This window comes from Paraglaciecola algarum, from assembly GCF_021532655.1.
Taxonomy (GTDB): Bacteria; Pseudomonadota; Gammaproteobacteria; order Enterobacterales; family Alteromonadaceae; genus Paraglaciecola; species Paraglaciecola algarum.
Genome location: NZ_JAKGAS010000004.1, coordinates 295,758 through 316,989 on the forward strand (window position 1 = coordinate 295,758; position 21,232 = coordinate 316,989).

Consider the following 21,232-nt stretch of genomic DNA (forward strand, 5'->3'; position numbering starts at 1 on the left):
TTTGATGCAATATGGAAACAATAGCAGAACGACTAAAAAGCGCACTCGCAACAATTAAGCAATCTACATTAAAAGCTAATCGTCCTTTAAATTCGGTGAAATTACTAGCCGTAAGTAAAACCAAACCGGTATCTGATATTGTCCAAGCGTATGAAGCTGGACAACGTTTGTTTGGTGAAAACTATGTACAAGAAGGTGTAGAGAAGGTATTGGCACTAAAATCTTATGACGATATAGAGTGGCATTTTATTGGTCCTTTACAGTCGAATAAAACCCGTTTGGTAGCTGAACACTTTGATTGGATGCATACAGTTGATCGATTAAAAATAGCCCAACGCTTAAATGATCAACGCAGTGCGCACAAATATTTGAATGTTTGCATTCAAGTCAATATCGATGACGATCAAAATAAATCAGGGGTATCACCAGATCAATTAGCACCGCTGGCTCTAGCGATTCAAAAAATGCCCAACCTAGTACTAAGGGGCTTAATGACAATCCCCACGGCCAACCAAGAAATATCAAAACAATTATCTAGCTTTGCTAAAATGGCTGAATTGTTTAACCAACTTAAAGCTGTCTATCCAAGCGTGGACACTTTATCTATGGGTATGTCTGGAGATATGCCGCAAGCTATAACTTGCGGCAGTACTATGGTTAGAATAGGTACTGGCATTTTTGGTCATCGAAAGTAGCTAGTCCCAAATTAATGGCTGAAATAATGGCTAAGAAACGACTGGCTACAAAACAATTCACAAACTTTACTTTTAAAATTTAACTTTAGGTAACACATCTATGCAACACAGAAAAATTGGATTTATTGGCGCTGGTAACATGAGCAAAAGTATCATTAGTGGTTTAATCGCGAATGGATACCCAGCTGATTTAATCATGGCCAGTAATCCCTCAACTGGAAAACTTGATGTGTTACAGCAAAATTTTGCCATCCAAACCACCCAAGACAATAACCAAGCGACTGAATTTGCTGATGTCATTGTGTTAGCCGTAAAACCTCAACTTATGCAGCAAGTCTGTGCCGACTTGGCCAAACACGTAGATTTAACTAACAAATTATTTGTGTCTATTGCCGCGGGTATTCCTGCTGGAAGACTGCAACAAATGTTAAGTGGTTCTGCATCAGCACAAGATATTGCAGTTATTCGTACTATGCCAAATACGCCTAGTGCTTTAGGTAAAGGTATGACAGGTTTATATGCGGCAGCCAATATCACTGCAGAGGATAAAACCTTTGCAGGCGATCTTATGTCACAGGTGGGGGAAATTGCCTGGGTAGAAAAAGAATCAATGATAGATGCAGTCATTGCCGCCGCAGGCAGCAGCCCAGCTTATTTCTTTTTGTTTTTAGAAGCGATGCAAAAAGAAGCTGAAAATTTAGGTTTTAATAAAAACACTGCGCGATTATTGGTTCAACAATCTATGTTAGGTGCGGCTGAAATGGTTTGTCACAATCCTAGCCTTGAATTAAGTGAGTTACGCACCCAAGTTACATCTAAAGGTGGCACTACGGCCAAGGCAATCGAGTCATTTCAACAACAAAATTTAGAGTCTGTGGTAGCAAATGCGATGCAAGCGGCAGTGAAACGCGCCCAAGAAATGGCAGAGCTGTTTTAGGGGCACGTTTAAACAAAAGGCTTTAGACGGCAGGTTTTAAACGATAAGCTTTAAATAAAAAATTTTTAGACATCCTTATGTTAATTTAGGAACATATACTTTATGAGTTCAGTACAATTTTTAATTGGCACACTTTTCGACTTATACCTTATGGTAGTGTTGTTACGCTTATGGTTACAGTTTGCTAGAGCTGATTTTTACAATCCATTTAGCCAATTTGTGGTAAAAGCCACCCATCCGTTGGTTGCCCCTATGCGCAGACTCTTGCCCTCAATTGGCCGCTTAGATACTGCAACCTTAGTCTTGGCTCTGTTAGTTGCTGGACTAAAAATAGTGGTGTTGAATCTAGTGGTTCACGGTGTGGGGGTTAACCCGCTTTCTCTACTAATTATATCTGCTGTCATTGTATTCAAAGAGGCGCTTACCTTAGTAATGTACGTATTAATTTTGCGAGCCATAATGAGCTGGGTAAGCCAAGGGCGTAATCCTATGGAATTAGTATTGGCTCAACTAACAGAGCCGATGTTAGCGCCTATTCGCCGCAGAATGCCCGATTTAGGCGGATTAGATTTATCTGTGATGGTCGTCATTTTACTTTTATTATTTATTCAAAAATTATTAGGTGATCTTTTTGGTATTTTCTAAGCAAAAACATGTCATTTTAGTGGCGTTATTTATAGCGAGTTTATTTATAACACTCCCTGTAAAGGCTGAACAAAAAGTCAGTTTGGCCCATTGGGACGTACATTATATCGCATTTAATAGCACATTTTTGACTCCAGAAATTGCTAAGCAGTATGGCATTCTACGTAGTAAATTTAACGGTGTAATCAACATCTCAATACTAGATAAACAAGACCAATCAGCACAAGAAGCAGTATTAACCGGAACAGCCAAAAATTTACTAGGCGTAGTTAAAAAGTTATCTTTTAAACAAGTCCAAGAAGGCCAAGCTATCTATTATTTGGCCGTGTTACCTTTTAGTGACCAAGAACAATATCGTATTTCTGTGGATATTAATGATGGAAAAATCAATAAAACGCTAAAGTTTCAGCACAAATTCTATGCAGAATAATTCAAACATTGCCACCAGTCCTATGGTCATACCATTCCATCTTAATATGTGATCACTCAGAGTGCATCTAGCGGATTTTGATTTAGGCGTCGCTATGCAGTAATGGTTGTTCACTTTCAAATAGCGAGAACCTGCTCTTTTTAAAAAGATAGGCGCAAAAACCGCTGGGGCATTCCTTTCTGGCGAGTTTTAAAGCGCTTACACTGCGTTGCATGACTTTAAAAGAGCACTAGCTGCCTTTTAATAAAGAACTGTCAATCATGCGCCTTGTTTAAGCTCTTTTAAACGCTCACTGAGTGACTACATATTAAGATGGAATGGTATTACAAACAGACACTTTTAAACCAAGTTAAATGACAGTGTAAATTATTGCACTAGCTAACATCCTATTCTAAGGTTAAGCTAGATTTATACTGAAGTATTAGGTGGTAAAATGAAGGGAAACAATCAAAATTCCAGCCAAATAACAAATACAAACCGACGTACAGCTATGAAAACCATAGCTCAAGCAGTTGTTGGCACAACAGCAATCATTCACGCTCCTTACGTATTTGCAAAAAAACGTGTAAAACTCAAAGTGTTAGGCACCCATGTTACCTTGCAACAAGAACTGAAGCAGCAAGCCATGGAAGATCTTGGTATCGACCTTATCTATGAAGCAAAAGGTAGTGCTGCAGTATTACAAAAAGCCACTGTTAACCCGCAAGCTTTTGATTTATATGAACAGTGGTCAAATAGTATTCGGCCGCTATGGTCCTCTGGTTCAATTCAACCTATTGATAAAAAGCGCTTAACTTATTGGGATGAAATCAATCCTCTAAGCAAAACAGGTAAAGTCAGTACCGAAGCTAAGGTTGGCGCAGGTGACGCACCTTATAAAATTTTACACATTCAAAAAGATGGTCAATTAGGCGTAAACCATACAGATCAACTTAGTTTTTTACCTTATGTACACAATGTTGATTCATTCGGTTACAACACCAATTTCATTCCCAAAGGAATAGCCTACGAAACAGAAAGTTGGGGCTGGCTGCTTGATCCAAAATACGCGGGGAAAGTGGGCATAGTTAATGCTCCAACTATTGGTATATTTGACTTAGCCTTAGCCGCACAAGCACAAGGTTTAGTTGAGTTCGCCGATATCGGAAATTTAACTAAGCCTGAAATAGACAAGTTATTTGCGCTTCTTATTACACTTAAAAACCAAAAGCATTTTAGTGGTTTTTGGAACTCTGTACCTGAATCAATTGACTTTATGCGCACTGGAAGAGTGGTCATAGAAAGTATGTTTTCTCCTGCGGTGGCGACGTTAAATGGTAAAGGAGTTCCGGTTACTTATGCAGCCCCCAAAGAGGGATATAGAGGATGGCATGGGGTAATGTGTTTATCTGCAGCGTCATTAGGCCAAAATAGAGATGCTGCCTATGAATATATGAATTGGTGGTTATCTGGTTGGCCTGGCGCATTTATCGCAAAACAAGGATATTATATTTCTAACCCTCAACGTTCAGCTAAATTTATGCAGCAAGCTGAATGGGATTTTTGGTACGAAGGCAAAGCAGCCTCCCAAGACTTAACCGGCACGGATGGAAAACTATCGGTTAAAAAGGGAGAAGTACGAACCGGAGGAAGTTATATTAAACGTTTTAGCAATGTGGCAGTATGGAACACTGCGATGCCAACCTATGATTACAGCTTACAAAAGTGGTATGAGTTTATTAGCTCTTAACAAAAAGGTCTGACGTGCTTAAATCGATTAAAGCTCAAATATTATTTGTCTCAGTTGTATTGATAATTCTGTTGTTATCTCAGGTATTTTTATCTCGTACTATTAGCTCAAACTTTATGAATAGTCTAGATTTGACCCAAGAAGCCGTTCAAAAAGTTAGCTTAGTGCGCGAGCTAGAAAGAGACGTTATAGACTTACAACGTAATGTGCTCATTTATAAAGAGTCAGCCAGTGAATCTGCCATAAATCGCTTCAATTCACTGATGAAAGATAATAAAGAAAACCTTCAAAAGTTAGAAGCTCTCACCAACCAAAATTCCAATAGTCATGTATATCATGATTATATTTCTAGAATGCGTTCACACCTTAATGAATATGATGAAAACTTTGGTAATGTAGTTTTGGGTAGAACCAAACGTCAATATATCTATAGGATAGGTGTGTTGGCCGAACTTGAGTCTATGTTTAGCGACTTAGATATAAAAAATTCAGTTAGTAGATCGTCCGCCATGAAGCAAGCTCAATTCCATGTGGCTAGAGCTCAAAACTTTTTACTACAATACCTTTCAACCCCTGAGCAAGAACTAGTCTCTTCCTTTCAACAACAATTAACTAATGCCAAACAAATTGTACAAAGAGAATTAGTGCATAATGAAAGCTTACAAACTGATATAGACAAACTGGTAGAAATAGAAAATGACTTTTTGCAGTTAGCGCAAATCACACGCGGTTACTTATTTTTAGTGAATGTGGTGATGGCCGGCTCAGCCAATGAGTTTTTATTTTTAGCAAGAGAACTCAATCGTTTGGTTACCGAAAACCTAACCGAAACCAACCTAAATGTTAAACAGTCGGTAGAAAAAACCCAAACCAGTAGTGATATCTTTTCATTTTTCGGAATACTGTTAGCTATTGGTACCGCATTGTTTTTGGTTTACCGAATAATGGTTCCTATTAAAAACATCACAGATGTATTTCAAAAATTGGCTAAAGGAGAAGATATTGAGTCACTGATTGGATTAGATCGCAAAGACGAAATTGGCCAATTGACAAAAGCGGCGTCAGTTTTCCATGAGAAAAACAAACAAACCACAGTGCTACTCAAAGAGTCTCAAACCTTAAACGCCACGCAAGAAGCACTAAACCAACAACTCGTCATCTCAAACAAAGAAGCGGAACAAGCCACAGCTTCTAAAAGTATGTTTCTGGCAAATATGAGCCATGAAATCCGTACACCCATGAACGGTATTATTGGTTTATTGGATATTGTTTTACGCAGTGATTTAACTGATTACCAAAGAGATAAGTTAGACAAGGTTGCCTATTCCGGCAAAATATTACTCAGTTTAATCAATGATATATTGGACTTTTCTAAAATAGAAGCCGGTAAGCTAGATATAGAAAATGTCGATTTTTCAATTGATTCAGTATTGGCAAATGTATTAGCCAATATATCGACAAAAGCCAAAGAGAAAAATTTAAACGTTCGCTTTAACGTTGCGCCCGACATTCCCACAAGATTCATTGGCGACCCATTAAGAATTACCCAAGTGTTACTTAACTTATCCAGTAATGCCGCTAAATTTACTTCCAATGGTTCAGTCGTGTTTAACGTAAATTGTGCCGACACCAATAATAAAGACGTCAAAAATTTAACCATAGAGGTAATCGACTCTGGAATAGGCATGACAAAAACCCAAGCCAATAAAGTATTTGAGTCCTTTACTCAAGCCGATGGCTCTACTAGTCGAAACTTCGGTGGAACAGGATTAGGCCTATCAATTGTCAAACACTTAGTGAGCTTAATGGAGGGAACTATTTCGGTTCAATCTGAGGCGGGTAAAGGCAGCAAATTTACCGTTACTTTTATATTGAAAGTAGGTCAAAAAGCTCAACATATAATGCCAGAACTGAATGTACCTAATGGCAAGTTATTTTACTTTAGTCAAGGTCGAAATGGCTTGTTAGCCAACCAATATATAGACAAAATTAAGTTTGATTATCATCACTTACCTGTCAGTCAAATAGAGTCTACCGCACATATGATTAGTAGCAAAGATGCAGTAATTATAGATGTGGGTGAGTTACCAGACTATAAAACATTGCATGCTATGCTTGAACAAATCACCTCAAAAACCCAACAAATTGGCTTTATCACTAATTCTCAACCAAGTAACTTACCAGAGCAATTAACATCTATGTGGCCAGCAAAATGTTTAGCTCATCCTTTTTTACCCCAACAGGTCACCCAGTTTATTCTTGGGCTATTTGGAACCGAGTTCCCCGACATAGATACTGATGAATTAAATCCTAAATCTAATAAACAAACACTCTACCGAGGTCACGTTTTATTAGTGGAGGACAACCTCATCAATCAAGCCGTTGCTGGAGAGATGCTTAAGTTGTTAGGTTTAACCTTTGATTTAGCCGAAGACGGCCATCAAGCTGTAACCAAAATCAGCAACTCAGCACACTATGATTTGGTACTAATGGATATTCAGATGCCGTTAATGGATGGTTATCAAGCAACACAAGAAATCAGAAAATTAGGCCACAATGAGTTAATTATATGTGGCCTATCGGCGAATGCCATGAGAGAAGATTTTACCAAAGCGAAAAGTATTGGCATGAACGACTACATCACCAAACCCATAAAACAAAAAGCTTTAGAAGCCTTAATTAGCAAGTATCTACCTGCATATTAACGGATGCGAGAAGGTAGTCTTCTAGCTACATTAAACCTATGTATCTAGGTTATTTGAATGTTCAATTCTATATTCTCTAGGGGTTTGGTTATAATGTTTTTTGAACACTGCATACATATATTGTAACGACGGATAACCGCACACCTGAGCGACTTCATTGGTTGACACCTCAGATTCTTTTAACAATTTACTGGCTTTATCCAATTTTTCGTTATGAATTTCAGCATGGATACTATGACCTCTTTCTTCCTTAAAACGTTGCTCTAGATTAGAGCGAGAGACGCCAACAAAATCCAACACTTGATCAACCTTGATACCCCGACAAGCATTTTGTCGAATGTAATGCATAGCCTGTATCACAAACGGATCTTTAAGTGCTTTAAAATCAGTTGATTGCCTTTCAGACACCCCCAGAGGTGGGACTAACACCCGCTTATTCTTTAAACCTTCATTATCTAAATGTCGATGTAATAATTTAGCAGCTTGAAAGCCCATATCAAAACAACCTTGGGTCACAGAGCTTAAACTAATACGACTCAAAAAACGGGCAATGTCATCATCATCAATTCCAACAATAGAAATATTATCAGGAACTAATTTTCCAATATGATCACAAGCCTGTAATAAATGCCTGGCCCTAGCATCTGTTACTGAAACAATCCCTACCGGATTGGGTAATGCTTGGATCCAATCAGTCACTCTATTCATAGTATATTGCCAGGTTTCTGGGCGAGTGGGATGACCTCGGTAAATAGAACATTCATACCCATCTTCTTTACATAACTTCACCATTGCCGCCTCTCGTTCCACCGCCCATCTATGATTTTGATCGGCGGGAAACCCGTAAAATGCAAAACGTTCAAGCCCTTTTTTCTTGAGATGTTCGTATGCACATTTCACCACAGCAAAATTATCTGTCGCCACATAAGGCACATCCGGGTAATCGGCTGCATTTGAGTACGAACCGCCTACACCGATCACGGGCACTTTGGCATTTACCAAAGCGGCTTGCACAGTGGGATCATCAAAGTCAGCAATAATACCGTCTCCCCCCCACTCATCTATATTTTCAAGACGTGTTAAAACATCTTCTTCAAGATAGATATCCCAATCTACTTTTGACGATTGTAAATAATGGCCAATACCTTCAATCACCTGACGGTCATAAACTTTATTGGCATTAAATAGTAGGCTAATACTGTGTTTAGCTTGGAACATACTACACTCCAGAATATCAATACATAATTAACCCGAGCTCGGATTAAGTAGTTTTATGGTTTTCATTTTTTTGCAACATCATTGTTACAAATGATTATAGTTGGTATCCAGATATTTTTTACTTTTTTTCGTTATTTAATTTCGTTTTCACCTCCAAGCATCTTTATTGGTAGTACTCTTTGCTATAGTGAATGAAATTATTTAGGAGAAGTTTAATGTTTTTAGGCGTCGATTTAGGCACTTCAGGTATTAAAATTGTGTTAACAAATACCGCAGGCGATATTGTAGATAGTGCTTCTAGCTCTTTCGAAGTGAGTCGTCCTCAACCACTTTGGTCAGAACAAAATCCACAAGATTGGTGGACTGGGTTCTGCTCCTCGATGGACATATTGCATAAAAATCATAATTTGGCTGATGTCAAAGCTATCGGGCTAGCAGGTCAAATGCACGGGGCAACATTATTAGATGCCCAACAAAACATCATACGCCCGGCCATTTTATGGAACGATGGTAGATGTGAAGCCGAATGCAAAGCCCTAGAAAAATTAGTACCAAACGTACAAAGCATAACCGGAAACATTGTTATGCCAGGCTTTACCGCGCCTAAATTATTATGGGTAAAAAACCACGAACCAGAAAACTTTTCTAAAGTCGATAAAGTATTGCTGCCCAAAGACTATTTACGTTATTTAATGACAGGGGATTTTGCCTCGGACATGTCTGACGCTGCCGGTACCATGTGGTTAGACGTGAACTCTCGCCAATGGCATGCTGAATTGTTAGAAGCATGTGATTTATCTGAAGATAACATGCCTAAGCTTTACGAAGGCTCAGAAATCACAGGCACCTTAAGTGCTGACGTAGCTGCTCACTGGAATATGCAAAACGTGCCTGTAGTGGCAGGTGGTGGTGATAACGCAGCTGGAGCAGTGGGTGTTGGCATAGTAAAACCTGGCCAAGCTATGTTGTCTTTAGGCACATCTGGGGTGTACTTTGCTGTAACTGATGGCTTTAAAGCCAACCCAGAATCAGCAGTTCATAGTTTTTGTCATGCCTTACCCGATACCTGGCATTTAATGTCAGTTATGCTGAGTGCCGCAAGTTGTTTACAATGGTATGCCGAGTCTATTGCCAAAAAACCAGTGGGCGACTTATTGGAAGAACTAGCCAAAGCAGACATCGATTATGAAAATGCTCCAATATTTTTGCCTTACCTAAGTGGCGAAAGGACACCTCATAACAACCCATTTGCCACTGGCAGCTTTTTTGGATTAACTCATTCAACAGATCAAGCCACCCTCACTCACAGTGTATTAGAAGGTGTGAGTTTTGCCTTTGCTGATGGCGTAGAGTGTCTGCATGCTTCAGGAGTCGATGCTGACGAAATCACCTTAATTGGTGGCGGAGCTAAAAGTATTTACTGGCGACAATTATTAGCTGACATACTCAAACGTCCAGTCAATTACCGTAAAGGTGGCGATGTAGGCCCAGGATTAGGAGCCGCAAGGTTAGCTCAAATAGCCATAGATACAGATAAAACGTTAGAACAAATTTGCCCACAACCAGCTTTAGAAGCGGTATTTGAGCCAAATGATGAAAACGCTGAGTTATACGCAAAACGCCGTATTAAATTTCAGCAAATATATAAACAGCTCGCTCCTTTATTTTGATTTAGGGCGAATTTTTTACACTTGATAAAAAGCACAAATCTTTATCAAGAAAACATAATTGAGAGTCAGTATAAATTGGCTGACTATACAAAAACTTAGACAAAATTAACTAATAGTAGGAGAGCCTTATGGCTGAATATTTTAAGAACATCCAAAAAATTGAATACGCTGGACCAGAATCAAACGATCCTTTAGCTTTTCATCACTACAACGCAGATGAAAAAATTCTAGGTAAAACAATGAAGGAGCACTTACGTTTTGGTGCTTGTTACTGGCATAACTTCTGTTGGGATGGTGCTGACGTATTTGGTCAAGGCACATTTGGTCGCCCATGGTTAAAACCAGGCGATGCAATGGAGCGTGCTAAACAAAAAGCCGATGTAGCTTTTGAATTCTTTTCGAAAATAGGCGTGCCTTATTACAGTTTCCACGACATTGATGTTTCGCCTGAGGGCAACAGCATCAAAGAATATGTGAACAACTTTGCTCAGATGACAGATGTGCTGGAGCAAAAACAAGCTGAGACAGGTTTACAATTATTATGGGGCACAGCGAATGCCTTTAGTAACCCAAGATACGCAGCGGGTGCATCAACCAACCCTAATCCTGAAGTTTTCACTTATGCGGCAACTCAAGTATTTAATGCTATGAACGCCACTAAACGTTTAGGTGGTTCAAACTACGTATTATGGGGTGGTCGTGAAGGTTACGAAAGTTTACTGAATACTGACCTACGTCAAGAGCGCGAGCAAATGGGTCGCTTTATGCAGATGGTTGTTGAACATAAACACAAAATTGGTTTTAAAGGCACATTGTTAATTGAACCTAAGCCTCAAGAGCCAACTAAACACCAGTACGATTACGATACTGCAACTGTTTACGGCTTCTTAAAACAGTTTGGTTTAGAAGACGAAATTAAAGTTAATATCGAAGTTAACCACGCAACACTTGCTGGGCATTCTTTCCAACACGAAATAGCCACTGCTATCTCTTTAGGCTTATTTGGTTCAATTGATGCTAACCGTGGTGATGCACAAAACGGTTGGGATACAGACCAATTTCCAATTGATGTACCTGAATTAACTTTAGTCATGACAGATATTCTAAAAGCTGGCGGATTCGAAAACGGTGGTTTCATGTTTGATACTAAGTTACGTCGTCAATCAACAGATCCAGCAGATATGTTCCACGGACACATAGGTGGTATGGATCACTTAGCATTAGCACTTAAAAAAGCTGCTGCTATCGTTGAGAAAGACTTCCTAGGTGATGCAGTAGCTAACCGTTACAGAAACTGGAATGGTGATTTAGGTAAGGCTATTTCTAAGGGTGAGCATAGCTTAGAATCTTTAGCGGCTTATGCTGTGGATAATGAAATTTCTCCACAACATGAAAGTGGTCAACAAGAATTACTAGAAAACCAAGTTAACCGCGTATTGTTCGGCTAAACTCTGGATTTAATCAGAATCTAAAAAAGGCCTCGATTGAGGCCTTTTTTATATAACAAGAATAATTTAACTTTTGGGTTTATAGATTAACCGCAAAGTATCATCTATCGATGCCGTTATAATTTTTTCATGGGTAGTAAAATACCATTCATGGTAAACATTCAAATCAGGAATAGGCGAAGACTCTAATTCTGCTAAAAATGCCGAAACAGAGAAATAATTACCTAATGGAAAAGCTGACGTTAAATATAAGTCACTATTAACTGAATTTTTGCTTGCGAGGCGTTGAGAAAATAGATCAATCATTTGCTCCGGTTGACTCCAGAACGAAGCGTCATCAGCTAAGTAATTTTGAAATAAAGGGGTGCTTGGGTCATCCTGCAACATCATCACAATAGCTGCGACACCTCCTAAAGATGTACCTTGAAAACTTCTATACTTGGGATCAATACGCAAATCACTTTCTACAACAGGTATAAATTCTTTTGTTATAAAATCCGTAAAAGTTAATGCACCGGGCAAAACATAATCAATGTTACGTCTATCACTGTCTTTAGGACCATGCTCTAAGCCAATTACAATCACAGAAAATTTGTTACGCTCCATTGCCCATGCATAAGCTTGAAAATTCCACTGTCCGTCTAACACATAAATAACAGGATAACTTTTTTTAGAGTGCTCTGCATAACCGGCTGGTAAATAAATATGGTAAGGGTAAGTCACCCCAGTTGTGGCTGATTCAATTTGCTGTTCGCCAACATACTGACCTTGCAAATATTCGAACCATTGTTTTTGCGGGGAAACTTCACTATCTGCTTTGATTGGTTGTTTTGAACAAGCTGTTAACTGACAACTTAAGACAAAAGCCAAGCATAAAAAGAGACATTTCATATCAGGATCCTTTTTACAATAAACTAAAATACAAAGAGAAATAACAGTCGTAATTCAAACTAGGGCCTGTTTATTCTTTGCTTGATGTCTCTTTAACTGGTTCTGCTTCTTTTACCTGCTCGACTTTAGGCTTAGGGTTTTTAATCACACCTTTTTGTAAAATCAAATTATTAGGGTAACTGATCAACTCATCCCCTCGTTTAATGGTGATATGAAACAGCGCAATGTCTTCGATAATGCCTGTGATATCATCATCTTTATCCATAATTTTAATATGGTCCCCCACTCTATATGGAAAACCAAAAAATATTACTAGGCTGGCAGTGATATTACTTAAGATTGACCACTGGGCAAAGAGTGCAACACCTAGTACCGCAAAAACAGAGGATAAAAATATTGATACTTGTGAGTACTCTACCCCCATAAATGGGATCAGTAAGATCACACAAAATACAGTTAGCCCCATATTCACAGTTTTGACTATGTACTGCATTCTAAATTGACTAACATCTCTAGCTGCACCAAAGCGATGGATAGCTGATTCTGTCAATCTAGTTATCATAATAAAGGCAATAATAATGGCCAGAGCAAAGAGCAAGTTCATAATTTATTTAATTTCCTTTTCGGCTATAGCCCAGCTACTAATGATCTCTAAAATATATTTCATACACATTGTTGACACGAACCACAGATATTTTCAATACCTTTGCTAGACAGGTGTTCTAAATACAACTTTTCCCAGAGCTATTTCTTGAAAACATTTCAGAATATAGCTCTAGTGGCGGCGCTACACAGAGGGAAGACAAGGCTAGTTTAAACACGATTATTATTCGAACAATTCTATGCTTTTCCTCTGTGATCTTTGTGCCCTCTGTGGTGAAATTTCTTTTAGCTATTTGTAGTAAACACTAAAAGACTAAAATCGGCTAACCACAGAGAGCACCGAGCGCTGCGCTGCACAGAGGAAAGACAAGGCTAGTTTAAATACGATTATTATTCGAACAATTCTATGCTTTTCCTCTGTGATCTTTGTGCCCTCTGTGGTGAAATTTCTTTTTGCTATTTGTAGCAAACACTAAAAGACTAAAAGCGGTTAACCACAGTGCGCTACACAGAGGGAAGACAAGGCTAGTTTAAACACGATTATTATTCGAACAATTCTATGCTTTTCCTCTGTGATCTTTGTGCCCTCTGTGGTGAAATTTTTTTTGCTTTTGCTATTAATCTTTTACTAGAAACTAGTATCTATTTACTGCCCTACTCTTCTAATCAAACCAATGGCGAGTTCTATTAGCAAAATACACCAAAGACAACATAACAGGCACTTCCACCAGCACCCCTACAACCGTAGCCAAGGCCGCGCCTGAATGTAAACCAAATAACGAAATAGCCACAGCTACGGCCAATTCGAAAAAGTTAGAGGTGCCTATCATACAAGCAGGTGCCGCCACGTTATGAGGTAATTTCATACGCTTAGCGAAAAAATAAGCAATAGCAAAAATGCCGTAAGTTTGAATAATTAATGGGATAGCAATTAACACTATGGTTTCAGGTTGCGACAAAATACTTTGTGCCTGAAAGCCAAACAACAAGACCACAGTCGCTAACAAACCTATGATTGACCAAGGTTTAAGTTTGGCTACAAAATTGTCTACTGCTTGATGGTCATTTGTAGACTTAGTCTCATTACTTTCACTTTTTTTCTTATCTCTTTGTTTATTATCTAGGGCCGAACGAGTTAAGGCACCGGCAACTAAAGGTAAAACCACATATAACACCACAGACAATAATAAGGTGTCCCAAGGTACGTGTATATCACTTACACCTAACAATAAAGCCGTTAAAGGAGCAAAGGCAAAAATCATTATGATGTCATTAATGGAGACTTGAACTAAGGTGTAATTGGGATCGCCTTTGGTCATTTGGCTCCACACAAACACCATAGCGGTACAAGGTGCCACACCCAGCAAAATCATGCCGGCTATATATTCATTGGCAGATTGCGGGTCAACCCAGTCGGCAAAAAATCCTTTAAAGAATAGCCAACCTAAAGCTGCCATAGTAAAAGGTTTTACTAACCAATTAATCACTAAGGTCAGAGCTAAACCTTTCGGTTTTTTACCTACGTCTTTTATTGAAGAGAAATCAATTTGGATCATCATGGGGTACACCATTAACCAAATCAGCACAGCGACAACGATATTAACGTGGGCATACTCTAAGCCAGCCACCACTTCAAAAGCACCGGGTATCACACTGCCTAACACCACACCTGCAATAATGCTTAATCCAACCCAAACCGACAAATACCGTTCAAATAATCCCATGGTTTTATCCTCTTAATAACGATCTAAATTGATCTTTGATTAACACGTTTACTTAACTCTTCAGCCGACTCTACACGCTCAGAATAACGGTCAACTAAATGTTCGGCATTATCACGCGTTAACAAGGTAAACTTGATTAACTCTTCACACACATCAACAATTCGACTGTAATAGGACGAAGGTTTCATGCGATCATTGTCATCAAATTCCAAAAAGGCTTTCGCCACAGACGACTGGTTAGGTATGGTTAACATACGCATCCAACGGCCTAAAACGCGCATTTGATTCACTGCATTAAAAGACTGAGAGCCGCCACTGACTTGCATCACAGCTAAAGTTTTACCTTGGGTTGGACGCACCGCGCCAATACTTAACGGCACCCAATCAATCTGGCTTTTTAGAATGCCTGTCATCGAGCCATGACGCTCTGGCGAACACCACACTTGGCCTTCTGACCACATCATCAATTCTCTAAGCTCAACAACTTTAGGGTTGGTTGCCTCGTCACCATCGGGCAATGGTAAACCTTTTGGGTCAAATATTTTAGTTTCTGCGCCCATGGCTTCAAGCAAACGAGCAGACTCTTCAACCACTAAGCGGCTAAACGAACGTTTGCGTAACGACCCGTACAACAACAAAATTTTAGGTTTGTGAGTTGCTGCGGTTTTGCTAAAAGAATCAGAGCTTGGCACAGCAAACTGCTCAGTATCTAAATTTGGCATAGACATATCGTTAATCGCCATTAGTTAGCCCCTAACTTTGCTAAAGCAACTTTTAGAGCAGCTTTGTCTTGTACATCCACATCTAGGTTAGCCAATTGCTCAACTCTTTGTTTGATTTGTTCTATTGTGTCACGAAACGCATTAGCCAATTCTTCTTCAGAGCCTTCTAACTTAGACGGATCAGCCAAGCCCCAGTGAACTTTTACGCTATTGCCAAACCAAACAGGGCAAGATTCGCCAGCGGCTGAATCACATACTGTCACCACAATATCTGCCTCAAAATCTTCAAATTCGTCCCAAGACTGGCTAATTAAACCATCTGTAGAAATACCCGCTTCTTGCAGGTATTTAATCGATAAAGGATGGACTTCGCCTACCGGTTGACTGCCGGCACTTTTCGCTGCAATTTTGCCATCAGCATAATGATTGGTAATGGCCTCAGACAAAATACTGCGACAACGATTATGGGTACAAATATATAAAATTTTCATTTTGGACGGGTTCCTAGCTACACTTTTCAATTTGGGAGGTTTGAGACAAATTAGCTAAACTGCCAGCTAAATATTCGGGATTGTGATCGGCGGTTTTAATTAATACGTCCAATGCCCATTGAGGTAAATCTGCAGCAAGTGCGTAATACACCCACTTGCCACGCCTTTCATCTTGCAAAAGTCCACATTTACGTAACTCTGCTAAATGCCGCGACACTTTAGGTTGGCTCAACTGTAAAGCCGCCGTTAAGTCACACACACATAATTCTTTTTTAAGAGTGATCAATAACAAACACTGCAAACGTGTGTCTTCCGACAAACATTTATAAAAAGTAACCGGTGACATAAGTTTTCCATTAACTACAACACATGCGAAATATCATATATATGAAATTTCATATGTCAATGCCGTCTTTATTAAATTTTCAGCAAAAATAATAGCTATCTATAAGGCTTTTTTAGTCGGCGCCACAACATTTGCAAATATTAACCCTGCAACCAAAGACATAAAAATAATCATCACTTCTTGGCCCACATGATCAATATTCACAAAGTCTTTCCCTGAGATAAAAGAATTCAATCCTATGTAAGTTTTAGCGCCTGGCACCAACACAATTAGACCATGCATTAAGGCAATACTCGCAGGTTGATTCATCAAACGGCTGGATAAATTGGCAAACACCCCCAAAGCAAATGCCCCAATAAATGAACCTATTTCCTGATCAAACAAACTCGATGTCCAAGTAGTAATACCATAGGCAATAAAGGCTGACATTAACGCCCAATGTATATGTTTTAAACGTGTTCTAAACACTGCAACTAATGAGATACTTAACAGAAACACCGCTAGCCAAGTAGCCCAAAAAGGGAGTGATGGAGCAGGTGTGTAAGTATTTTCACCAAATAGAGCAAAACCAATAGCCACCCCAAGAAATGCACCAAAATACAGTTTGAAGAACTGCATTAAGGCATCCATTACACGCGCTGTACCTGACACTAAATTTCGTGAAGAAAGTTCTGCTAAGCCCATAGTTAACGATAAACCCGGCACCAAAAATATTACCGAACTCAAGACCACCAGCGGGATGTTAATGGAAGATTGGAAATATTGGCTAATAGCGCAAGCTAATAAAGCTGAAAACAAAGCACTGATGGGCTCTAACATCAAGTTAACCCGCTTCGACTTTTGTGACCATAAAGTCCAAAAGAAAACCACTAAACCTAATACTCCAGACCATAACACCTCTGGCAAACTAGCACCCATTAACATAGAAAACGCGCCCGTACCTAAACCGAATGCCATGCCCGTCAGTAAATTGGAGTACGGGCTTTTTAAACTATTAATTTGATCTAAATGTTTATCTGCATCGGCTAAACTAAGCTTTCCACTGAGAAGTTCGTTGGCCAATTCATCGGTAAGTGACAAACAGTTCATATCTATTTCACCTGGCTCTAGACGCACAGCGATTTGATATTCGTCTTCGTGTTTATCAGTCCAAATCATGAAGGTTAGTGAGGTAGGCGACGAAATAAATGACGAATGCACCCCCAGGTAGCTGGCAACTTCGGTTAAATATGCTTCAAGACGAAAAGCCGGCGTACCGTACTTATGCAACATTTTTCCAAGCTTAAGAATAAACTTGCGAATAAAAATAAACTCAATAATGTTCAATTGTGTGTCACTCGCTGCGCCACTTTACTCAACACGATACGAATTAGTTTCGGTTGGGCCTGAGCGGCATAGGTAAAAAATGGTTACTTTGGCTTTAGTTTAAAAACAAAAGGCTTAAACAATAGGCCGCAAGCCAAGTATAATAAAGGTCATTCAGTTCACTATATCATTTAACTTCACATTCCAATTTAATATGTCAGAACCATTAACTTATCTTGCCCATTATTCTGCAGAGCTACAAAGCCAAATCCAACAACTACTCGATGCAAATAAGTTAGGCGACTGGTTACGCTCTCGATATCCGAATGTACATGAAGTGGCTAACGACAACGACTTACGTGAATATGCTATGGGCTTAAAAAACCAATACATGAAAAAAACGCAACCATTGAGTAAGGTAATTTACGATCCCAAAATCCACATAGTGAATCATGCTTTAGGCTTACATTCTTATGTGTCGCGAGTGCAAGGTAATAAACTGAAAAGTAAAAACGAATTACGGGTTAGCACCTTATTCAAAAACACCCCAGAAGCATTTTTAAACATGATAGTGGTGCACGAGCTGGCTCATTTAAAAGAAAAACAACACAACAAAGCTTTCTATAAACTTTGCCAACATATGATGCCTGACTACCACCAAGTTGAATTTGATGTGAGAGTGTACTTAACTGAACTAGAAGCAACTGGTTATGTCTTTAAAGCAACTAAGGAGTCCTAATGGAGTTTCAATTTCGCAAAGGTATCACTGGCCTACCCTTAGCCAAATGTGATTTAGAATGTGAAGCATTTGGTGATTGGTTAAGCCACGATTTAGGCACTGACCGGGCAAAAATTAAAGACTTATTAGAGATTGTCGAACAATTACTTAATAAACGCCTTGCTCATTATGAGCTTTCAGGCAAAGAGTATTACCTTACATTTGAAGATGATGAAGTTTTACTATCATTAAATAACAATCAAACCACTGTTGATGAATTTGCTGAAGATTACGACCCAGATGAAAGTACAGGCTGTGGATTAATCGACTTTAAACACCTACTTGAACAATGGGCAATTTTTACTAGGGGCGGTTGATCTTAACTAAGGTTTGAGCTTAACTAGCCTGAGTCCATAGCTCACACTCAGGTTAACAAAACTACGCACATTTACGTATTGTAATGTGCTTAAAAAACAACCCCTACTTTGGTGAAGCTAACATCCAAAACTGTGCAGACACGACACTATCTAAGCTATCAAAAAACTTAAGCGACTGTTTATAAAGAACTTTAAAACTTGGCCTGATTATAGCTTAGTACTCGGCATGAACCGTCGTTCAGTTTTATCCAGGGAATGCTTTAACGTTAAAACAACGATAAGGTAGCCAATATAAATAAAATACAAAGGCAATTGATAGACGGTTCCAAAAAGCTCCTGTCAGATACACTATCTGGCGGGAGCTTTTTATCATATAGCCAAAACGTTTATCACATCAACAGAATAGATTCTGTAGAATAGCGCCCGCCTACTAAAACCTAACTGAGACTTGCATTGGAATTCCTTACTAACCTTTTTACTCTCTTTTTTCAGAACGTAAACCAGCTTTTCTGGCTCAACCCAGTAGCCCAAACCATAGGATTAATCGCCTTATTTGTTGGCGTTTATGCTTTTTTACACAGAGATGATCAAAAATTGCGAGTGTACCTGTCTGTATTCACTCTCTTCATGTGTATACATTTTTTAATGTTAGGCTTATGGACAGCTGCAACAATGGCTTTTTTGAGTGCTATTCGTAATTATCTATCCTCTCGAACCAGCAATATTTGGGTAATGACAGTTTTTTTATTGGTGGCACTGACGCTTGCCATCCCTAACGTGACTGATCCCATACACCTACTGCCAATACTCGCCACAACCTTGGGAACTTGGGCATTGTTCAGGGAGCATGGCATACGTATGCGTTTTTTAATGTTAATCGGTACTGTATCTTGGTTAAGTCATAATTTTCTAGCTGGCTCTTTAGGTGGAGTCTTAATAGAAAGCCTATTTGTCATTATTAATACTCATACCATGATCAAATTATTCAAAAGTAATCGTTCTCAAACATCATAAACACCTTGATTTCTTTCCCGATTTTTCCCATCTTACCAACTTCACCACTAAAATTTGGCTGGAAAAATTTTGCCTAAAGCTATTTAATAGAAATACAGGACTTTAATCTGAATAACGGAAATGGCTAAGCTATGACTAAGAAACAAACCACACTTATTGTGCGATTAGTATTATTTATCAGCACAGCTATCTCTTTGTATTTTGTGCCTTGGATCTTAGTTAAAGCTTGGATATTACCACTACCGAATACGGTACAAGAACAAGTCAATGAAGCAATAAGCCATGGTTTTGATGGCATGATTGTTTATGTGGATCAAGCTGGCCAACCAGCTGAATTTTATGCGGGAGGCTGGAAAGATCGTAAAAACCAAATACCTGCCGATCCCCATTCATTATTCAAGATTGCCAGTATCAGTAAGTTATATGTGGCAGTAGCTATTACTAAACTGGCCAGCGCAAAACAATTATCGCTAGATGATCCCTTAACTAAATATTTTCCGGAGCTTGAAGGCCGAATCGAAAATGCCGCACAAATACCACTGAAATTAATGGTACAACATAGAAGTGGCATTCCCAGTTATACCAACCACCCTACTTTTTGGCATAACGAACAAGAAAACAATAAAAACGCCCTAGAGTTTGCTCTTGATTTACCTGCCAGTTTTGCTCCAGACCAAGGCTACGAATATTCCAACACCAATTATTTGTTATTAAGTCGGATCATCGAAAAGGTATCAGGCAGTAGCGAACAGCAATTTTTCAAAGAGAAAATACTCCAACCTCTTAACTTGAAGAATACCTTTTATTCGTTAGCAGAAGTTAATTTAGCAGATGTAATGAGTGGATATTACGTAGGTGTTGAAGAAGACTTTAAAACCCATGAACACGGTATGTTAGCCACGGCCGAAGACGTGGGTATATTCTTACGGGCTTTAAATGATGGATCAATTTTCGATGCGGGTGAACAAGAAATTTATGCGTCTATTTATGTATATGAACATGGAGGCTTAGTACCGGGTTACCAAAGTCTCGCTGAGTACCACAAAGATATAGATACAGTGATAGTACAATTTATAAATACCACTGATTTTGCGGGATACCAATGGAATTTATCGGAAATCACCATTAATCGAATTGTAGACATCATTAAAAAGAACAAAGAGAAAAACTAATCCAAATTTTAGAAATAAAAACACAAGGTCATTCAGCATAAAATAACACCAAACTGAAGGCCTTGTTTACCGTCTGCACTTGGTTAGTTTGGTTGGCAATGCTTTTGAATTCTTTTAGTCACTTGGTTGATCAGACCTATGTCTTTTGTCGCTTCAGCTTCGACTAGATCCAATTTTGCATCTTGGCACTTTATTTTTTGGATCTTCTGCATTTCTTGGCGTTCTTTCGCCATCATAGCTTTTTGTTCTGGCGTTAAGACCTCTTCAGCTACAGTCTCATTTTGAGTTTTGTCTGCTGTATTTTGGGGCTCATCGGACAAACTATAATTAATGCTACAACTTGAGACTAATCCTAATATAAAAAAGCTAGCCGCTATTATTTTCATGTGAAC

General features: G+C 38.9%; 21 protein-coding genes. 12 read left to right on the forward strand and 9 right to left on the reverse strand.

Annotated elements, in window-relative coordinates; all coding sequences use genetic code 11:
• Positions 1-11 precede the first annotated feature (11 nt).
• From L0668_RS09650 to L0668_RS09675, 6 genes are all read left to right on the forward strand, one after another.
• Complete coding sequence (locus L0668_RS09650) at positions 12-695, forward strand: YggS family pyridoxal phosphate-dependent enzyme (RefSeq protein ID WP_235312109.1); 684 nt, start codon at positions 12-14, stop codon at positions 693-695.
• Between the two features lie 100 nt (positions 696-795).
• Positions 796-1,632: a pyrroline-5-carboxylate reductase gene (gene proC, locus L0668_RS09655; RefSeq protein ID WP_235312111.1), complete on the forward strand. Its 837-nt coding sequence runs from the start codon at positions 796-798 to the stop codon at positions 1,630-1,632.
• Between the two features lie 102 nt (positions 1,633-1,734).
• Entirely contained in the window at positions 1,735-2,277 is a 543-nt protein-coding gene (locus L0668_RS09660; RefSeq protein ID WP_235312112.1) for a YggT family protein, read from the forward strand.
• Positions 2,258-2,707: a DUF4426 domain-containing protein gene (locus L0668_RS09665; protein ID WP_370659894.1), complete on the forward strand. Its 450-nt coding sequence runs from the start codon at positions 2,258-2,260 to the stop codon at positions 2,705-2,707. The genes L0668_RS09660 and L0668_RS09665 overlap by 20 nt, the downstream gene beginning before the upstream one ends.
• A gap of 433 nt (positions 2,708-3,140) precedes the next feature.
• Positions 3,141-4,436, forward strand: coding sequence for an ABC transporter substrate-binding protein (locus L0668_RS09670; protein ID WP_235312113.1), 1,296 nt, complete (start codon positions 3,141-3,143; stop codon positions 4,434-4,436).
• Between the two features lie 14 nt (positions 4,437-4,450).
• A complete protein-coding gene (locus L0668_RS09675; RefSeq protein WP_235312114.1) occupies positions 4,451-7,141 on the forward strand; it encodes an ATP-binding protein in 2,691 nt (896 codons plus the stop codon).
• Positions 7,142-7,177: 36 nt separating this feature from the next.
• Here the strand turns inward: L0668_RS09675 and L0668_RS09680 are convergent, their stop codons facing one another.
• Entirely contained in the window at positions 7,178-8,359 is a 1,182-nt protein-coding gene (locus tag L0668_RS09680) for a XylR family transcriptional regulator (protein ID WP_235312115.1), read from the reverse strand.
• A gap of 215 nt (positions 8,360-8,574) precedes the next feature.
• Here L0668_RS09680 and xylB point away from each other — a divergent pair, with 215 nt between their 5' ends.
• Positions 8,575-10,029 carry a xylulokinase gene (xylB, locus tag L0668_RS09685; protein ID WP_235312116.1) on the forward strand — a complete coding sequence of 485 codons (1,455 nt, stop codon included), beginning with the start codon at positions 8,575-8,577 and terminating at the stop codon, positions 10,027-10,029.
• A gap of 128 nt (positions 10,030-10,157) precedes the next feature.
• Positions 10,158-11,477, forward strand: a complete 1,320-nt coding sequence (xylA, locus tag L0668_RS09690; RefSeq protein ID WP_235312117.1) for a xylose isomerase — start codon at positions 10,158-10,160, stop codon at positions 11,475-11,477.
• Positions 11,478-11,543: 66 nt separating this feature from the next.
• On the opposite strand, the gene L0668_RS09695 is transcribed toward xylA, so the two are convergent.
• The 7 genes from L0668_RS09695 to L0668_RS09725 all read right to left on the reverse strand — a co-directional run bounded on the left by L0668_RS09695 (position 11,544) and on the right by L0668_RS09725 (position 17,580).
• Positions 11,544-12,368 carry an alpha/beta hydrolase gene (locus L0668_RS09695; RefSeq protein ID WP_235312119.1) on the reverse strand — a complete coding sequence of 275 codons (825 nt, stop codon included), beginning with the start codon at positions 12,366-12,368 and terminating at the stop codon, positions 11,544-11,546.
• A 70-nt stretch (positions 12,369-12,438) separates the two neighbouring features.
• Complete coding sequence (locus tag L0668_RS09700) at positions 12,439-12,972, reverse strand: mechanosensitive ion channel domain-containing protein (RefSeq protein ID WP_235312121.1); 534 nt, start codon at positions 12,970-12,972, stop codon at positions 12,439-12,441.
• 661 nt (positions 12,973-13,633) lie between these two features.
• Complete coding sequence (gene arsB / locus L0668_RS09705; protein ID WP_235312123.1) at positions 13,634-14,695, reverse strand: ACR3 family arsenite efflux transporter; 1,062 nt, start codon at positions 14,693-14,695, stop codon at positions 13,634-13,636.
• 23 nt (positions 14,696-14,718) lie between these two features.
• Positions 14,719-15,417: an arsenical resistance protein ArsH gene (arsH, locus tag L0668_RS09710; protein WP_370659895.1), complete on the reverse strand. Its 699-nt coding sequence runs from the start codon at positions 15,415-15,417 to the stop codon at positions 14,719-14,721.
• Between the two features lie 20 nt (positions 15,418-15,437).
• Positions 15,438-15,908, reverse strand: a complete 471-nt coding sequence (locus L0668_RS09715) for an arsenate reductase ArsC (protein ID WP_235312127.1) — start codon at positions 15,906-15,908, stop codon at positions 15,438-15,440.
• Positions 15,909-15,921: 13 nt separating this feature from the next.
• A complete protein-coding gene (locus L0668_RS09720; protein WP_235312129.1) occupies positions 15,922-16,254 on the reverse strand; it encodes a metalloregulator ArsR/SmtB family transcription factor in 333 nt (110 codons plus the stop codon).
• Between the two features lie 99 nt (positions 16,255-16,353).
• Complete coding sequence (locus tag L0668_RS09725; RefSeq protein WP_235312131.1) at positions 16,354-17,580, reverse strand: threonine/serine exporter family protein; 1,227 nt, start codon at positions 17,578-17,580, stop codon at positions 16,354-16,356.
• Between the two features lie 193 nt (positions 17,581-17,773).
• On the opposite strand from L0668_RS09725, the gene L0668_RS09730 reads away from it, so the two are divergent.
• From L0668_RS09730 to L0668_RS09745, 4 genes are all read left to right on the forward strand, one after another.
• Positions 17,774-18,298, forward strand: a complete 525-nt coding sequence (locus L0668_RS09730) for a YgjP-like metallopeptidase domain-containing protein (protein WP_235312133.1) — start codon at positions 17,774-17,776, stop codon at positions 18,296-18,298.
• Positions 18,298-18,654: a YacL family protein gene (locus L0668_RS09735; RefSeq protein WP_235312135.1), complete on the forward strand. Its 357-nt coding sequence runs from the start codon at positions 18,298-18,300 to the stop codon at positions 18,652-18,654. The genes L0668_RS09730 and L0668_RS09735 overlap by 1 nt, the downstream gene beginning before the upstream one ends.
• A gap of 453 nt (positions 18,655-19,107) precedes the next feature.
• Positions 19,108-19,668 (forward strand): YgjV family protein, encoded by a 561-nt coding sequence (locus L0668_RS09740; protein WP_235312136.1) that lies wholly within the window; start codon positions 19,108-19,110, stop codon positions 19,666-19,668.
• A gap of 131 nt (positions 19,669-19,799) precedes the next feature.
• On the forward strand, positions 19,800-20,840 hold the full coding sequence (locus L0668_RS09745; RefSeq protein ID WP_235312138.1) for a serine hydrolase domain-containing protein: 1,041 nt from the start codon (positions 19,800-19,802) through the stop codon (positions 20,838-20,840).
• An 83-nt stretch (positions 20,841-20,923) separates the two neighbouring features.
• Here L0668_RS09745 and L0668_RS09750 read toward each other — a convergent pair whose 3' ends face one another.
• Positions 20,924-21,226 (reverse strand): hypothetical protein, encoded by a 303-nt coding sequence (locus L0668_RS09750; protein ID WP_235312140.1) that lies wholly within the window; start codon positions 21,224-21,226, stop codon positions 20,924-20,926.
• Positions 21,227-21,232: the final 6 nt, after the last annotated feature.

What these genes read in the sequence shown, in the direction of transcription:
- L0668_RS09660 (WP_235312112.1), top strand. Translation starts at nt 1,735, where the DNA reads ATGAGTTCAGTACAATTTTTAATTGGCACACTTTTCGACTTATACCTT.
- L0668_RS09670 (WP_235312113.1), top strand. Translation starts at nt 3,141, where the DNA reads ATGAAGGGAAACAATCAAAATTCCAGCCAAATAACAAATACAAACCGA.
- L0668_RS09650 (WP_235312109.1), top strand. Translation starts at nt 12, where the DNA reads ATGGAAACAATAGCAGAACGACTAAAAAGCGCACTCGCAACAATTAAG.
- L0668_RS09750 (WP_235312140.1), bottom strand. Translation starts at nt 21,226, where the DNA reads ATGAAAATAATAGCGGCTAGCTTTTTTATATTAGGATTAGTCTCAAGT.
- arsB (WP_235312123.1), bottom strand. Translation starts at nt 14,695, where the DNA reads ATGGGATTATTTGAACGGTATTTGTCGGTTTGGGTTGGATTAAGCATT.
- xylB (WP_235312116.1), top strand. Translation starts at nt 8,575, where the DNA reads ATGTTTTTAGGCGTCGATTTAGGCACTTCAGGTATTAAAATTGTGTTA.
- L0668_RS09720 (WP_235312129.1), bottom strand. Translation starts at nt 16,254, where the DNA reads ATGTCACCGGTTACTTTTTATAAATGTTTGTCGGAAGACACACGTTTG.
- L0668_RS09680 (WP_235312115.1), bottom strand. Translation starts at nt 8,359, where the DNA reads ATGTTCCAAGCTAAACACAGTATTAGCCTACTATTTAATGCCAATAAA.
- L0668_RS09735 (WP_235312135.1), top strand. Translation starts at nt 18,298, where the DNA reads ATGGAGTTTCAATTTCGCAAAGGTATCACTGGCCTACCCTTAGCCAAA.
- xylA (WP_235312117.1), top strand. Translation starts at nt 10,158, where the DNA reads ATGGCTGAATATTTTAAGAACATCCAAAAAATTGAATACGCTGGACCA.
- proC (WP_235312111.1), top strand. Translation starts at nt 796, where the DNA reads ATGCAACACAGAAAAATTGGATTTATTGGCGCTGGTAACATGAGCAAA.
- arsH (WP_370659895.1), bottom strand. Translation starts at nt 15,417, where the DNA reads ATGCCAAATTTAGATACTGAGCAGTTTGCTGTGCCAAGCTCTGATTCT.
- L0668_RS09715 (WP_235312127.1), bottom strand. Translation starts at nt 15,908, where the DNA reads ATGAAAATTTTATATATTTGTACCCATAATCGTTGTCGCAGTATTTTG.
- L0668_RS09730 (WP_235312133.1), top strand. Translation starts at nt 17,774, where the DNA reads ATGTCAGAACCATTAACTTATCTTGCCCATTATTCTGCAGAGCTACAA.
- L0668_RS09700 (WP_235312121.1), bottom strand. Translation starts at nt 12,972, where the DNA reads ATGAACTTGCTCTTTGCTCTGGCCATTATTATTGCCTTTATTATGATA.
- L0668_RS09745 (WP_235312138.1), top strand. Translation starts at nt 19,800, where the DNA reads ATGACTAAGAAACAAACCACACTTATTGTGCGATTAGTATTATTTATC.
- L0668_RS09695 (WP_235312119.1), bottom strand. Translation starts at nt 12,368, where the DNA reads ATGAAATGTCTCTTTTTATGCTTGGCTTTTGTCTTAAGTTGTCAGTTA.